Source organism: Colwellia sp. BRX8-5 (genome assembly GCF_014077325.1).
In the GTDB taxonomy this organism is placed as follows: domain Bacteria; phylum Pseudomonadota; class Gammaproteobacteria; order Enterobacterales; family Alteromonadaceae; genus Colwellia_A.
The window spans coordinates 208,615-224,356 of sequence record NZ_JACGVR010000005.1; the positions used below are offsets into that span (position 1 = coordinate 208,615).

Genomic DNA, 15,742 nt, shown 5'->3' on the forward strand with positions numbered 1-15,742 from the left:
ATTTTTGATTTTAGTGAGGTAATAACTATGTTGAGTATCCAAGTAAAAGACTATATGAACCACTATCCAGTTACTTTTACTTCAGAAATGGTGGTTGAAGAGGCGGCGTTGCGCTTTTTAAAAACAAAGCAAATTGGTGGTCCAGTGATCGATGGTAATAATCGTGTTATTGGTTTTCTCTCTGAAAGTGATGTTTTAGCAACAATGCTACAGACGATTTATCATAATGAACATGTGAGTGATGTTGCCGCATTGATGCGCAAAGAAGTATTATCAGTTAAACCCTCTGACAGTGTCATAGAACTTGCGCAAAGCATGTTACAGAATAAACCTAAAGTTTATCCAGTGGTAGACGAAGATGGTATTTTACTGGGTACTATATGTCGTAATGATGTTCTATACGGTATTGATCAATATACTCGAAGTACCTTTAAACCTTAGTCAGCTGAGTTAATTTCACACTGTCTATTTGTACCACTTGATTGAAGTGGTACAGACTTAATAAAGCTGGTAAAATTATTTTTTGCTATTTTGTTTGGGTCAACCTTGTCTTCTGAAAAATCTATTACTACCTCTTCTGAATCTCAGCGCAGCCAAGTTATTAACATTGATAAGCTTTTTAGCCGCCTTGGATTGTGTTTTAAATCTGATCAGTTTCGTTTGAAAAAGCGCTTAATGTCGAGTAAGAAAATCACTGATAGTGACAAAAAGCAAAAATCACTCAGTCAAATTTCTGCCCATATTGATGAGTCAATCGAAAAAAAGCAGCGTAAAATTCAGAATGTTCCAAAAATCACCTATCCAGAAGATTTGCCGGTATCACAAAATTCTGACGTTATTGCTAAAGCGATAACTGAAAACCAAGTGATTATTATTGCGGGTGAAACAGGCTCGGGCAAAACGACTCAAATTCCAAAAATATGTCTTGCTTTAGGTCGCGGTATCGACGGCATGATTGGTCATACTCAGCCACGTCGTATTGCGGCGCGAACAGTTGCTACACGTATTGCTGATGAATTATCGACAACATTAGGCGACGCGGTTGGTTATAAAGTCCGTTTTAATGACTTAGTGAGTGAAAATAGCTATATAAAATTAATGACCGACGGTATTTTATTGGCAGAAATGCAACATGACCGTTTACTGCGAAAATACGATACGATTATTATTGATGAAGCGCATGAACGTAGTTTAAATATAGACTTTTTATTGGGGTATTTGCGCGAAATATTACCTAAACGTCCTGATTTAAAAATCATTATTACTTCGGCAACCATCGACCCAGAAAGATTTTCACAGCATTTTGCTTCAGCAGACGGCAAACCCGCGCCTATTATTGAAGTCTCGGGGCGAACATTCCCTGTTGAAATCCTCTATCGTCCGCTTAATGGCGACAATAATGATGAAACAGAAGAAGTAAGTAGTAACGATATCATTAGTGGTATTTTGCAAGCCGTTGACGAACTTGGTCATATCAGCCAAGGCGATATTCTTATTTTTCTTAATGGCGAGCGCGAAATACGAGACGCCGCATTAGCCTTAGAAAGAGCAAATTTACGACACACCCAAGTGTTGCCTTTATATTCACGGTTAACGGTACAAGAACAAAATAGAATTTTTAAACCACACAGTGGCCGTAATATTGTGCTCGCCACTAACGTTGCAGAAACCAGCTTAACCGTACCAGGTATCAAATATGTTATTGACCCGGGTACCGCGCGTATTTCTCGTTACAGTTACCGCACTAAAGTACAGCGTTTGCCTATAGAAGCTATTTCTCAAGCCAGTGCTAATCAAAGAGCAGGGCGTTGTGGTCGTGTTTCAGCGGGTGTATGTTTACGTTTATACAGTGAAGAGGACTTTCTTGGTCGCCCTGAATTTACTGATCCTGAAATATTGCGTACTAATTTAGCGACAGTTATTTTACAAATGCTGGCGCTTGATCTCGGCGAAATCAGTGACTTTCCTTTTGTTCAGCCACCGGACAGTCGTAATATTAATGACGGTGTTTCATTGCTTGAAGAATTAGCGGCGATAGAAAAACAGCAAAACAAAGTGGTATTAACCAAAGCGGGACGGATGTTAGCAAAATTCCCCACCGATCCACGTTTATCAAAAATGATTCTGTCAGCTATTGATTTAGGCTGTATTGAGCAAATTTTTATTATTGTTAGTGCGGTAAGTATTCAAGATCCGCGTGAACGTCCCCATGAAAAACAGCAAGCGGCAGATGAAAAACATAATCGCTTTAAAGACAAAGAATCTGACTTTATCAGCTTGCTTAATTTGTGGCACTACATTCAACAGCAACAAAAAGCGCTGACTAATAACCAATTTCGAAATATGTGTAAAAAAGAGTTTTTAGCTTATATGCGTATTCGTGAATGGCAAGACATCTTTAGTCAGCTTAAACATACACTGCGCGATTTAAACATTCCAATGAGCGGAGTTGAATATACTCCGCCATCATTAGATGCTAATAATACCGATGTAAGTAAAAAAACTGAGCCACTAGAAAGTAATAATAACAATATTATTCACCAAGCTATTTTGTCAGGTTTACTCAGTCATTTAGGGCAACTTGACGAAAACAGAGAATATAAAGGTGCACGCAATAGCCGATTCTTCATATTTCCGGGGTCGGGTGTCGCAAAGAAATCACCTAAGTGGATAATGGCAACTGAATTGGTTGAAACCAGCCGTTTGTTTGCCCGTATGGTCGCAAAGATAGACCCACAATGGATAGAGCCTTTAGCTGAACATCTTATTAAGCGCAATTATAGCGAACCGCACTGGGAGAAAAAGCAAGGTGCGGTAATGGCTTTTGAACAAGTGATGCTATATGGCCTGACCATAGTTGCGAAAAGAAAGATCAGCTTCAATCATATTGAACCTCATACCTGCCGTGAGATATTTATTCGTGAAGCATTAGTCAATGGTGATAGCACCCTTAATGAAAAATTTTATCAGCAAAATCACCAACTAGTTGCGAGCATTGAGAAGTTAGAGCAAAAAGCTCGCCGTAAAGACTTTTTAGTAGATGAAGAACGTTTAGTTGAGTTCTATGATGAAAAGTTACCAGAAACCATTATTTGCCAACGTAGTTTTTTGTCATGGTGGAAAAAGTCTAAACAAAAAAATGCTCAGTTACTTAATTTTACCGAAGCCTTTTTATTAAACGAAACGGCTAAAGTATTATCGGCCAACGATTATCCTGATGTTTGGCATCAAGGTAATTTGACCTTGCCGTTAAGTTATCATTTTACCCCAGGCGATATAGATGATGGAATAAGCTTACATATTCCTGTTGGTATTTTGAATCAAATTGAAAATCGTGATTTTGATTGGTTAATTCCAGCATTGCGACTAGAGCTTATTATTGCCTTGATCAAAGGCTTACCTAAATCTTCACGAAGAAATTTTGTGCCGGCTCCTAACTACGCAGAAGCTTGTTTGTCAGTGATTAGTGAGGAGGACGGTAAGTTAGTTGCCGCTGTTGAAAAACATTTATTAAGAATGACGGGGGTGCGTTTACCCGAAGATATTTGGCAAGATGTTGAATTGCCCATTCACCTAACGATGAATTTTAAGGTGATTGACGAAAAAGGAGTGCTTATTAATCAAAGCCGGAAGCTTGAACAGTTAAAAGCCTCTTTGCAAGGAAAAGTAAAAGCATCAATTAAGAAAGTGGCTGATAAAGGAATAGAACGTGAACAAATTACTAGCTGGGATTTCAACAACATTCCCAAAGGCTATGAAAAAAATATTGCTAATATCACCATAAAAGCTTTTCCAGCCTTAGTTGATAAAAATAAAACGGTTGCTATAGAATTATTTGAACAAGAAAGTCTTGCTGAGCAAGCGATGGTTAATGGTGTGAGTCGTTTAATTTTATTAAATATACCTTCTCCAGTTAAATATCTACAACAAAAATTGCCTAATAAAGCTAAGTTAAGCCTATATTTTAACCCTTTTGGTTCAATACCTGATTTATTAGACGATTGTATACTCGCTGCTTGCCAGCACTTGGTGAAAGAGCATGGCGACATACCACGTAACCAAAATGATTTTGAAAAAGCTAAAGACCATGTTCGTGCTGAACTTGCCGACTGTGTGCTCGTGTCAGCATTAAAAGTAGAAAAAGTATTAACCTTAACCCATGAAATAGGGAAAAAACTAAAGGGTCGAATGTCTTTAGAGGTTATTCAAGCACAAGCCGACATTAAAGAACAACTTGGCTTACTGGTGTTTAAAGGTTTTGTGACCGCTTCTGGTCATCAACGATTAGAAGATATTGCGCGTTACTTACAAGCGATGTTAAGACGTATGGAAAAGCTGCCGGTTGATCCCAACCAAGACCGATTGAAAATGTTAGAGGTTGCGAAAGTAAATGATGTTTATTTAGCGTTGCTTGCCAAACAGAGCAAAGGCAAGCCTATTGTTGATGACATTTTAGCGGTTCGCTGGATGATAGAAGAATTTCGTGTTTCGATATTTGCGCAAAATTTAAAGACAGCTTATCCGGTCTCTGCAAAGCGAATTTTAAATCATTTGAAAGAAATTTCAGCAGATTAAGTCGATTTAATCAACAATTCAAGTTTGAAATTTGACACTAAACACTACAATGGGTATAAAAGAGACAATAAAAATTTAAATAATAATATGGAGTAGTAATGGTTAACTTTGATGATAAACGAGATTTCTATCGGATGATGTTAAATAGTGATGTAACCGTGACCATTATCGACGATGAAGCGAACAGTCAAATATTAGCGACTTGTCGAGACTTAAGTGCGACTGGTATGGCGATTGAAATGACGCATCCTTTAGAGCTTAATACCCATGTTAAAGTTAGTGTGCGGTCTGCGAGCAGCAATGTTCAACCGTTGGAAGTTTCAGGGAAAATAGTACGCGTCACCGAAGAGGGTGAAGAGTGCTTTTTAATTGGAATTAATATTGCCGAAATAGATTAAAGACTGAGCCTTAACTAGGCAATAAAAAAACTAATAAAAAACGAGCACTAAGTGCTCGTTTTTTATTTTAAGACAGTCACAAAAAGTGAGCTAACTTACTTGGCAGACTAAGCCTTTCAAATAATAACCTTCTGGGTAGTTACTCGATATTGGATGATCACCAGCTTGTTGCAAGCGCTCAACAAAGTGCACCTCGCGACGAGCATCAAGAGCGGCATCAGCAACTACTTTTTGAAATAGGCTTGCTTCCATTAAACCAGAGCAAGAAAAGGTCAGTAATATACCGTTTGGCTTGAGTAATTGCATAGCAAGCATATTAATGTCTTTGTAACCACGACATGCACCGGTTAGTTGTGCTTTTGATTCAACAAATTTAGGTGGGTCTAAAATTATCATATCAAACTGACGTTTTTCTTCGCGATATTGTCTGAGTAACTTAAATACATCTGCTTTAACAAAAGAAACATTCTTGTCTTGCAGGTTATTAAGGGCAATATTTTCTTCGGCTAAGTCGAGTGCCGATTGAGAAACATCAACATTGATAACTTCTTTAGCGTCATTTGCTGCACAATGTAAGGCGAATGTTCCGGTATAAGAAAAACAATTAAGGACTGATTTATTTTTAGCATATCGACCTGCAGTCACACGAGAATCACGTTGATCTAAATAAAAACCTGTTTTATGGCCTTTTGCGATATCAACATTAATCGATAAACCATGCTCTTTAATCACACATGCGGTTGACTCAAGTGGCTCTGTTAACCAACCTGTGATTGGCTCTAATCCTTCTTTTTTACGTACGTCAACATCAGAGCGTTCGTAGATGCTACATTGAGGATAGAGCTCTTTAATCACTTCAACTAAGGTATAACGTTGAAAGTCGGCACCGGCACTTAATAGTTGGCAAACAATTAAGTTATCGTATTTATCAATAGTTATACCGGGTAAACCGTCAGATTCACCAGCAATTAAACGATAACCGGTTAAACCGCCTTGTTCGATAAACCATTCACGTCTAGATTGAGCACTTATTAATTTTTTACGAAAAAATTCACTGTCAATTTCTTCATTTTCATTAAAGCTCCAAACTCTAACTCGAATCTGTGATTCTGGCGAGTAAGCACCGCGAGCAAGCCATTTTTCCTTGTGATCAAAGACATCAACGGTATCGCCTAACATCGGATTTCCCTTGATTTTATTAATCGCTTGAGAAAATATCCAAGGATGTTTTCGTAATAAAGACTTCTCTCGGCTTACTTTTAAATAAATTCTTGCTGACATGTGACTATACTTAATGAATTGGTAAATGAAATTGCGCAGAGTGTAGTCAATGCCAAGCTCGGGTGCAATCTTCACGTTAAGTTATTTCAGTCTACGTTAAGGAACAATAAGTATGAATGTTAGTTATATCGCCCATGTTAGCGGAAAAGTACAAGGGGTTTATTTTCGTGCGTCTAGCCAACAAGTCGCTATTGATTATGGTTTAAGTGGTTATGCAAAAAATTTGGATGATGGGGATGTAGAAATTTTAATTTGCGGTGAAGAAAAAGACGTAGATAAAATGTTAGCATGGCTCGCGTACGGACCACCAGAAGCTGAAGTGGTAAGTATGGAGAAAAAACAAGTTAAATGGCAACAACATAACTTTTTCGCGATTAGCTAATCTACTGTGTAGATAATTACCCGTAAAACGAACAAGCGTTTACAATTTAGAGGTTTTCTTGAAATATATTAACGTAACAAGCGATGAGCAGTTAACTTTTGCTGAAACACCCGTACCTGAGTTTTCGGCAGATGAGTGCTTAATTCGTGTAAAAGCTATTGGCGTGAACCGAGCCGATATTTTGCAGCGACAAGGAAAATATCCAGCCCCTAAAGGCGAGTCTACTATTTTAGGACTGGAGGTTTGTGGTGAAATTGTTGCTTGTGGTAGGGCGGTAAATAACTGGAAAATTAATGACAAAGTTTTTGGTTTGGTTGCTGGCGGTGGTTACGCAGAATATGTTGTTATAAAATCTAGCCAGTTATTTTATCTGCCTACTACCTTTACTTTTGAACAAGGTGCAGCTTGCGCAGAAACGTTTCTAACGGCCTACCAAAGTCTATTCTCAATTGCCCAGTTACAACCTAAGCAATCAGTGTTGATACATGCTGGTGCCAGTGGTGTTGGCTGTGCTGCTATTACACTTGCCAAAGCGAAAGACTGTTTTGTTGTTGTGACCGCTGGCAGTGAAGAAAAATGCCAAGCGTGTTTAAAATTAGGTGCAGATGTTGCGATTAACTACCATCAAAATTCTTTTGAACAATGGAAAAAAGCAAACGTTCCCGATGGCTTTAATGTCATTATTGATGTAGTGGGCGGAGATTACTTACAGAGAAACATAAATGTCGCCGCAGTTGATGGTCACATTGTTATTCTGTCTATTTTACAAGGCCGCTACTGCGAAAAAATTGACATAGGTAAGATGCTTTCAAACCGAGTCACTATTACAGCTTCAACATTACGAAACAGGAGCAATGATTATAAAGCTGAATTAGTGGCTAACTTCAAAGAAGACTTTGGCAAGTTACTTTGCGCAGGGCAGTTATTACCGGTAATTGATACTTGCTATTCATGGGGAAATGCCGATAAAGCCCATCAACGTATGTTGGAGAATGGTAATATCGGCAAGTTAGTACTAATGGTTTAATAACTAATGTTAATTAGTTATTAGTAGAGATTTTTGTTTTAATTCGTTGCTTACGACGAGCACCTAATCCTAATAAACCTAGAGCTAAAATTGCTAAACTAGCAGGCTCTGGTACAGAAGTAGTTGAGTCGCCTGCACAGCCAGCCACTTTGTCACATAAGCCACCAAAAAAGGTAATGTGTGACAAGCCAAAATTCTTTCCATTTTGAGCATTAGGGGGAGTAACCCAATCGCCACTGGTTACTGATGCAGCTAAGTTCATACAAGCATAATTTAAGTTTGCGCCATCTGCAGCTTCATTACCAGCGTCACAAATAGAGTTATTGACACTATTATCTTCAATTAGCCAATGCAAGCGAAAGTCATTACTTGCTTTTGCTACCCAAAAACGTATATCCGGATACTTATATACGCCTTTGTTGAAAGTCCAAGTACCTGTTTTGTTTTCTTCTGTATTTCCAGGAATAGAAAACGCCCAATCTTCTTCTGCCACGTCGTCCTTATATGGGTCATATTCATAATATGTGGAATTATCTAATATTGATTTACTAGAATCTTCATCATCAATATCAAACTTGGCAATAATATTAGATAGATACTGTGTACCATTAGTACCATCTACCACAGATATTACGCATTCAGATTCAGTATTTGGGAGATAGTAATTACATTCATTATACCCAGTTATTAATGCAGATACTTGGGTATAGCCAGCAAAGCTATTAAATGAAACTAAAGCTAGTGATGATATTATCATTAGCTTTGTTGTGTGTTTTTTAATACAACGGAAAATTGTCATTCTTAACTTCCAAATTATATGATAAATCTTGTACATGATGCTTACAATCAATGCAATAACTAAGCCGTAAAAAAAATATAGATTTAAAACAAGGTGATGTAGGCGTTAGGGCCCAGTTTTATCCTATTTCTCTAGAGTGTTGTAAAATATCCTGACAGTGTATTATGCTTGAGCAATATAGTTAAGCTAATAAATTGCTTTTTCATGAAAAGATTATAGCGCAATATTTATCTTATTAACGAGTAGATAATGGTTTTTATTGAAATGTTTACTGATAAAAAGCACAATCATCCTTGTCTTTTAAATTGTTCGAGAAGTTAATGGTGCGTCACGTTTTTATACCCAAAATATTTTTATTTTTATTTTTAATAACTTTTCAGCAAGTAGCTCAGGGGAATGATAAAGATGTGCTTGAACAAGCTAATATCGCTTTTAAAGATAACCGCCATAATGAAGCGCTCATTCATCTTAAAAACTTAACCCAAAAAGAACCCAATAATTTAGCGGCAAGGCTTTTAATGGCTGAGGTACTTATTGCTTTTGGCAAAGGGGCTACTGCAGAAGTTGAACTCAATTTTGCTGAAAATTTAGGGGCAGACAAAAACCGAACATTCTTGCTGTTTGCGGAAGCTTATTTATTACAAGGTAAATACCATGACACCATCAATCACCTAGACAAACAGGTACAAGATGAAATACTCGAAGCCAAAATCTTTGTTTTGCGAGGCCATGCACAACTAGGCTTGCGACAGTTAACATTGTCAGCAGAACGTTACCAACAAGCGTTATTGCTTAATGCGGCTAATACTGATGCAAAATTAGGTTTAGCACAGGTGGCTTTAAATTATTATCGCTATGATGAAGCACAAACATATGTTGATGATGTACTCAGCGGTTTTTTTCCTCCAGTGAATGCTTGGATATTAAAAGCGAGTATCCACCAAAATATAGCTGAATTAGATATTGCTTTTAAAGCTATAAATAATGCTTTATTAGAAAACCCTAATCATATTCAGGCACTTATTTTACGTGCTAGTTTATATATAGAGTTTATTGAATACGAGAGCGCAAAAAAAGATATTGCAACTGTGCTTGAGCTTATCCCTTATGAACCTAAGGCCATGTTCTTATCAGCAATGATTGAAACCAGAGAAGACGAAAATTCAAATGCTAGGGAAAAACTTTCAAAATTAAGTGAATCATTGTCAACGCTTGACAATGATACCTTGGATAATAACCCTAGTTATTATTATTTGGCCAGTGTTGTGGCTTTTCAGCAAAACAATTATGAAGCAGCTGATCAATATATTAAAAATTATTTAAATATTGATCGCTTGAATATTAAAGCGATGACCTTCTCAGCGACAATTCACATCGCCATGAAAAACTATACCGCGGCATTGTCAGTATTGAATAAAGCCAATTTACAAAAAGAAAATAACCCTAAAGTTATCTCTCTTTTAGGGTTGGTCAGTTCTGAGCTTAAGCAATATGAGAAAGCAAAGTTTTACTTTCAAAAAGTTATTGAATTACTACCTGACTCATCGATTGCCTCGCAACAGTTAGCAAAAAATAGTATTGATATGGGGGCGTATCAACAGGCCATAGATACCTTGCTTTCAATCAACGCTTCATCGGAGTATCAGTCAACCATTAGTTTTTTATTGGTGCAAGCCTATGTAAAGTCAGGGCAAATGACTAAAGCGGTAGCGCTTGCTGAAAAATTAGTTAAAGCACAACCAGATAATAAAGAGTTCCTTCATCATCTCGGTTTTATTTATCAAATAGTGGGTGATTATAATAAAGCAAAACAAGCATTCGAACATGCTCTTAGTATCGACGCTTTACACATTAAATCACTGATTAGTTTGGCAGAAACACTACTTGCGACGGGCAAAATAAAAGCATCGTTTGAATTATTAGAGCAAGCACTTTTAAAACAAGAAAATAATAAAGAACTCATTAGCGCTTTAGGGAAGAATTATACTCAAACCAGACAATTTAAAGAGTCAATCGTTTGGTTTAAGAGGGCTTATAATATAGAACCCAATAATAAAGACTTACTTAAACAATTGTCTTTTAGCTACATGGCGGCAGGCGAACCCGTCGAAGCAATAGAAATAATAGAAAGTTATTTATCTAATCATGAACAAACGGCTGATTTATTTGTATTACTAGGCAATTACTATCAGCAACAAAACAATTTTGACAAAGCACTGCAAAGCTTCAACAATGCTATAAAATTTGATGGTGATAAAGGGAAGGTCTATTTTTATATAGCCCAATTTTACCAAGCAAATAATAAACCAGATGATGCCCTTGAAGCCTATAAAAAGTCTATTGCCTGGTCTGAAAATAAGCAGATACCGTTAGTGGCGGCAAGTCAGTTTTTGAATCAACAGAAAAAACCTCTTGAAGCGATTAAACTTGCTAATGATTTTTTAGAAAGTTATTCAACTAAATTACAGATGATTTTGGCGCATTCTTATTATTTGTCTGGCCAATATGATAATGCCGAAAAGAGTTATAAAAAGACATTAGCATTAACACCACCTCAAGATGAATATCATGACAATATTGTCGTTGGTTTAAGTCTGGTGTATCAAGCACAAAAACGAAATAGCAAAGCAACTCAGCTATTGACAAAGTATTTGAACAAAGAGCCGATGAATTTTTTAATGAATTCTTCGCTAGCAGAAATTTATATGATTAATGAGCAGTGGAAAAAAGCTTACGATATTTATATTTTGTTGTTAACGAAATATGCACAACAAGCCGTATTACATAATAATGCAGCGTTTGCTGCTTTGAATTTAGCCTTGTATGATGAGGCAGAAAAGCATAGTTTAGCGTCTTTAGCTATTACAAAAAACCACCCTGATTCCCTCGATACACTTGGCTGGATTTATTATCATACTCAAGAATTTGATAAAGCACTGCCACTATTTCGCCAAGCGCTTGCACTAGATTACTCTAAAATTGAAATTAAATATCATTTAGCGTTAACCCTCAAAGCGCTTAATCGAGAAAAAGAGGCTTTTAATACCTTATTAGAAGTGGTTAATAGTAAACGTGATTTTCCAGAGAAAAAAGAGGCTCAACAATGGTTAAAATTATGGGCTGATGCTTTACGTACTGATAATGATATTTAGATATCATTATTATGCTCTAAAGCAAGTCAGATAAAGGGCTTCGAACACCATTAGCGCCATGCTCAAGTACATGGGTATAAATTTGGGTTGTACGTAAATCGCTGTGCCCTAGTTGTTCTTGAACTGTTCTTATATCAGCCCCTCTTTGCAATAAATGCGTAGCAAATGAATGCCTTAAAGTATGACAAGTTATTACCTTATTTAACTTCAATTGATTTGCTGCTTTTTTAACTGACTTTTGAATACTACTTTCATTGAGGTGATGCCGACTAAGATATTTGAATTCTGGTTCAATACTTAATCGAGCAGAAGGAAATAAATATTGCCACTTGAATTCTTTTGCGGCATTGGGGTATTTGCGATTAAGAGCATTTGGAATCCAGACACCTTTATAGTCAATATTTTCTATATCGCTAGTATGATATTTATTAGTCCTTTGAATTTGACGGTACAGTTCAGGTATAAGCTCAGTGGCGAGGGTAACTCGACGATGTTTGTTCCCTTTACCGTTCCAAACTGCGATACAGTGATAATTAAAGTCTATATCTTGTACTCTTAAACGAATAGCCTCCATTAGCCTTAAGCCACTACCATATAAGAGGCTTACTAATAAATGATGTTGTGAGGGTATTTTTGATAGAAGTTTCATTACTTCTGTGGGTGTAAGCACATCAGGTAATTTTCTAGGCCGGCGGCTTAAGTTAAAGTTTAGCTTTAAACTTAATTCGTTTTTTAAAATTTCTTTGTATAAAAAAGCTAATGCATTCAGTGCAAGTGACTGGGTAGCTGTTGAAACGTTTTGTTGATTAACTAAATAACTGAGAAATCTCTCAACTTCGATATCCCCCATGAGTGCAGGGTGAGTTTTATTTGAGTAATTTATAAAATACTTTATCCAATGAATATAAGTTTCTATGGTTCTTTTCGCGTATCTTAAGTTACGCATATGCTCTTCGATACTCATTAAAAAAGGCGATTTAGCGTCCATAATATAAAATCCATTTACTGTTGTTATATACAGCTTAGCTGGTGTTCGGTTCTTTTGCCAATATACCGAAAGATTCGGTGTTGCACCTTTTGAAATATTTAATAATAATAAAATGTTAGTGTTGTTATTATGTTGTAAAGTATGATGATTGTAACTTTAAATAAACAAGGAATGCTAAGTGTTATATATTGCTTAGTTTTTCGGTCTAATAAGCTGTTAGGTTACCAAGGAAAGTCCAGTGGTTGTCGATGAGTCCAATTGCAAATTTGGAAGAGATGCAATGATGCATGCAAGCTTCTTTTATTATCAGTTACTAGAAGAAGGTGGATTTTCTTGTGGTCAAACATCTTATTGGTTGTTTGACGCTGCCACATGTTGGGATTTATTAGATTTTAAAGTAGCAGGACCCAAAGGCGTTTCACTTGGAATTGACGATAAATTTATCCGTGAGGCTGCATTAATTTATATTCTATGTATGTTGGTAAATCAATACGCCGAATCGGAACCTCAAGATTATCCCAATGCCGATGACCACCTGCTAAATGTGATTAAAGAAAAAGGTTTGGTTCTTATTCCTGAAATATCTCAAATTATAGAGTGTGTCAAAAACACGGATCTTGATGGCTTTAATAATAGTATGGTTCTTATTTTCAACAGCTACGTAAAAGGTAGGTTTGCTAAGCTGTTGGAGCAAAGGTAACCTAACAAGAAATTAAACAAGGACTAAAAACAGCGGGCTGTTCGCTCCGCTCCATTTTAGCCCACTATTTTAGCCTGTTAATTAGGCGTTATGTTGAGGTCGATTCATGGAGTCAGAAAAAGGTTCTGGTGATAAAATTAAAAATGATTCTGTAAGAGAGGTTTTTGATGAACTTGTGCCTAAACCATGGGCACTGAGGTTTTTTATCTCCGTAATTTTTTATTCTATATTGTTTCAGGTTTTAAAATTCTATGATGTCAAAATAATAATATGGGTTATTTCCCTTGTAGTTACGGCTATTTTCAATATTATTGTTTGGAATGTTTTGAGGGAGTATCAATTTTCGAGGTTTCAGAAAAACTCAACATAACAAGCTATTCAAGTGGGACAAATAACAGTTGGCTAGTTCCGCTCCGCTTCACATTTTAGCCAACTGCAATTTGCCCCTTAATAGGGCGTTAGGCATTCATATCAATCTGAGGCATCATGCTGAAATTATTACCATCATTGATATTTACTTTAGCTGTAGTATTTGTGGTTTCATTTGTTCTAGGTTATCAAACTGAAATCGCACATTCACCGGCAGGTTGGAGTGGAGCTTTATTAATATCTTCCGTGGCAACAATAATTGCTGCTATTGCGCTTTTAATTTTAGGGTTCCCGCTTCACTTTACACTCCTTCATTTAAATAAATCAAAAATGTCATATTACTTGTTAGGTGGGGCTTTACCTGGCTTTATTATTGTGTTTTTATTTAAGCCACTAGGTGATGATGCATTACCAACTTTATTATTGCAGGGAACTGCTTTTAGTATCTCAGGGGCTTTTACTGCGGGAGTGTTTTGTTACTTCTCCGGTAAACTAAATGCCTAACAAGGGTTTTCAAGTAGGACAAATTACAGTTGGCTTTTTGTTCGTGCCTCACTTATTTTAGCCAACTGCAATTTGCCGCTTAAAACGGCGTTAGCTGTAAAGGATAATCATGCATTCAGGAAGCTGTCTTTGTGGACAAATTAAATTTGAATTGTTAAGTGATCCTAAGAAGGTTACGAGTTGCCATTGTTCTATGTGTCAAAAGCAGCATGGTGCAGCATTTGCCACTTATGGCAGTATTCCTAAAAATGATCTTGTTTATATTTCGGGTGCAGATAAGTTAATATCTTATAATTCTTCTGGTTCTGTAGAGCGGAAATTTTGTGGTGTATGTGGTTCTAGCTTGCAATGGAGCGGAAGTAAAAAATTTCCAGATTGGGTTTCTATTGCAATATCTACATTTGATACTGAGTTTAAGCCTTCAAAGATTTCAGATATATACCAAGAATCACAGGTTTGTTGGTTAAATTACAGCTAACAAGGCATTCAAGCAGGACAAATAACAGTTGGCTATTTACTCCTTCGTCGCTTATTTTAGCCAACCATTATTTGCCTCTTAATGGGGCGTTAGCAAGAAGGGAGTACTAGTCAGGCATGGAGTTATCAATTAATGCTAATGTTTGTGATATGGATACGGAAAAGTACTCTAAAATTCTTTACGAACCCTTCATAAAATTGAGTGCTGAACTCAGTAAAAATCACGGTGGTATTATTGAACACTTGTGGATTGATTTTGAGTTATCTAAATTCGCAACTAATAAACGTTCACCTTATTCTTTTCGATTTCAAAAAAGAGTATCTGGTCAATCGAATTTGACTGGGTTAACTCAACCAGACAAGCTGAATGTCGGTCACTATAGTGTAAAGCCGGATTTTGGTTTATTAGCAGATAAATCGGACAAAGAGGTTGTAACTTATGCTCTTGCCCTTATTTATGAGTCCACTTCAATATTAATTGAAAAACAAAATAAGCTTGGTGCATTTGATGTAACATTATTCCGTAAAAGCTTTAGTGATTGGTGTATAAATAATAACTATGAACTTGTAGCGGTAACTTCTTGCTAACAAGGCGTTCAAACGGACAAAAAACAGTTGGCTGTTTCACTCCGTTCACAATTTTAGCCAACAATTTTTTGCCGCTTAACGTGGCGTTATGTGGCAATAGGAGTCTATGAATCTTTACTTGATTATTACGATAGGTTTGTTATCTCATTTTGTATTAGCTTTATTTGCATGTTTAACAGTAAAGGATTCATTTAGTTTGCCTGTTCAACGTAAAAAGACTTACTATTTGTTAGCTTTGCTTTTACCGTTACTTGGATCAATTATAGCTTTCAAAAAAGTATCTCAAAGTAAATCTAGTAGTAATGCATATAGCAGCGGCGTGTACATTGGGGGTGAATCCTCTGACTGTTCAGGCAGCGACGGTGGTAGCGAATAGCCACATAACAACACGCCCTGAGGTGGACAACTAGTAAAATTTAGCTATTTATTGCAAATTTTAACAGTGGCGATCCTCTTCGGTTTAATGCTTCTAAATATTTTGATTCGTTGTAGGGCATCTTCG

15 protein-coding genes are annotated in these 15,742 nt (G+C 36.6%); 12 read left to right on the forward strand and 3 right to left on the reverse strand.

What is annotated here, in order from left to right:
* The first annotated feature begins 27 nt into the window (after positions 1-27).
* The 3 genes from H4J62_RS05770 (at position 28) to H4J62_RS05780 (ending at position 4,973) form a co-directional block, all read left to right on the forward strand.
* The gene (locus tag H4J62_RS05770; protein WP_070376723.1) at positions 28-441 is read left to right on the forward strand and encodes a CBS domain-containing protein; all 414 of its coding nucleotides are present in this window, start codon (positions 28-30) and stop codon (positions 439-441) included.
* 234 nt (positions 442-675) lie between these two features.
* Positions 676-4,575: an ATP-dependent RNA helicase HrpA gene (gene hrpA / locus H4J62_RS05775; protein ID WP_404842428.1), complete on the forward strand. Its 3,900-nt coding sequence runs from the start codon at positions 676-678 to the stop codon at positions 4,573-4,575.
* A gap of 98 nt (positions 4,576-4,673) precedes the next feature.
* Positions 4,674-4,973 carry a PilZ domain-containing protein gene (locus tag H4J62_RS05780; RefSeq protein ID WP_070376724.1) on the forward strand — a complete coding sequence of 100 codons (300 nt, stop codon included), beginning with the start codon at positions 4,674-4,676 and terminating at the stop codon, positions 4,971-4,973.
* A gap of 90 nt (positions 4,974-5,063) precedes the next feature.
* Here the strand turns inward: H4J62_RS05780 and H4J62_RS05785 are convergent, their stop codons facing one another.
* On the reverse strand, positions 5,064-6,254 hold the full coding sequence (locus tag H4J62_RS05785; RefSeq protein WP_070376725.1) for a class I SAM-dependent methyltransferase: 1,191 nt from the start codon (positions 6,252-6,254) through the stop codon (positions 5,064-5,066).
* A gap of 112 nt (positions 6,255-6,366) precedes the next feature.
* On the opposite strand from H4J62_RS05785, the gene H4J62_RS05790 reads away from it, so the two are divergent.
* Positions 6,367-6,636 (forward strand): acylphosphatase, encoded by a 270-nt coding sequence (locus tag H4J62_RS05790; RefSeq protein ID WP_070376726.1) that lies wholly within the window; start codon positions 6,367-6,369, stop codon positions 6,634-6,636.
* A gap of 58 nt (positions 6,637-6,694) precedes the next feature.
* A complete protein-coding gene (locus H4J62_RS05795) occupies positions 6,695-7,663 on the forward strand; it encodes an NAD(P)H-quinone oxidoreductase (RefSeq protein ID WP_182214384.1) in 969 nt (322 codons plus the stop codon).
* A gap of 13 nt (positions 7,664-7,676) precedes the next feature.
* Here the strand turns inward: H4J62_RS05795 and H4J62_RS05800 are convergent, their stop codons facing one another.
* Positions 7,677-8,462: a PEP-CTERM sorting domain-containing protein gene (locus tag H4J62_RS05800; RefSeq protein WP_182214386.1), complete on the reverse strand. Its 786-nt coding sequence runs from the start codon at positions 8,460-8,462 to the stop codon at positions 7,677-7,679.
* Positions 8,463-8,782: 320 nt separating this feature from the next.
* On the opposite strand from H4J62_RS05800, the gene prsT reads away from it, so the two are divergent.
* The gene (gene prsT, locus H4J62_RS05805; RefSeq protein ID WP_182214387.1) at positions 8,783-11,614 is read left to right on the forward strand and encodes an XrtA/PEP-CTERM system TPR-repeat protein PrsT; all 2,832 of its coding nucleotides are present in this window, start codon (positions 8,783-8,785) and stop codon (positions 11,612-11,614) included.
* Positions 11,615-11,630: 16 nt separating this feature from the next.
* Here the strand turns inward: prsT and H4J62_RS05810 are convergent, their stop codons facing one another.
* Positions 11,631-12,602, reverse strand: coding sequence for an integron integrase (locus H4J62_RS05810; protein WP_182214389.1), 972 nt, complete (start codon positions 12,600-12,602; stop codon positions 11,631-11,633).
* A gap of 238 nt (positions 12,603-12,840) precedes the next feature.
* On the opposite strand from H4J62_RS05810, the gene H4J62_RS05815 reads away from it, so the two are divergent.
* The 6 genes from H4J62_RS05815 to H4J62_RS05840 all read left to right on the forward strand — a co-directional run bounded on the left by H4J62_RS05815 (position 12,841) and on the right by H4J62_RS05840 (position 15,616).
* Complete coding sequence (locus H4J62_RS05815; RefSeq protein ID WP_182214391.1) at positions 12,841-13,302, forward strand: hypothetical protein; 462 nt, start codon at positions 12,841-12,843, stop codon at positions 13,300-13,302.
* Between the two features lie 106 nt (positions 13,303-13,408).
* Complete coding sequence (locus H4J62_RS05820) at positions 13,409-13,672, forward strand: hypothetical protein (RefSeq protein ID WP_182214393.1); 264 nt, start codon at positions 13,409-13,411, stop codon at positions 13,670-13,672.
* A 116-nt stretch (positions 13,673-13,788) separates the two neighbouring features.
* Positions 13,789-14,175 (forward strand): hypothetical protein, encoded by a 387-nt coding sequence (locus H4J62_RS05825; RefSeq protein ID WP_182214394.1) that lies wholly within the window; start codon positions 13,789-13,791, stop codon positions 14,173-14,175.
* 109 nt (positions 14,176-14,284) lie between these two features.
* Positions 14,285-14,653, forward strand: coding sequence for a GFA family protein (locus H4J62_RS05830; protein ID WP_182214396.1), 369 nt, complete (start codon positions 14,285-14,287; stop codon positions 14,651-14,653).
* A 116-nt stretch (positions 14,654-14,769) separates the two neighbouring features.
* On the forward strand, positions 14,770-15,240 hold the full coding sequence (locus H4J62_RS05835; protein WP_182214397.1) for a hypothetical protein: 471 nt from the start codon (positions 14,770-14,772) through the stop codon (positions 15,238-15,240).
* A 106-nt stretch (positions 15,241-15,346) separates the two neighbouring features.
* Complete coding sequence (locus tag H4J62_RS05840) at positions 15,347-15,616, forward strand: hypothetical protein (protein WP_182214399.1); 270 nt, start codon at positions 15,347-15,349, stop codon at positions 15,614-15,616.
* The last annotated feature ends 126 nt before the right edge of the window (positions 15,617-15,742 follow it).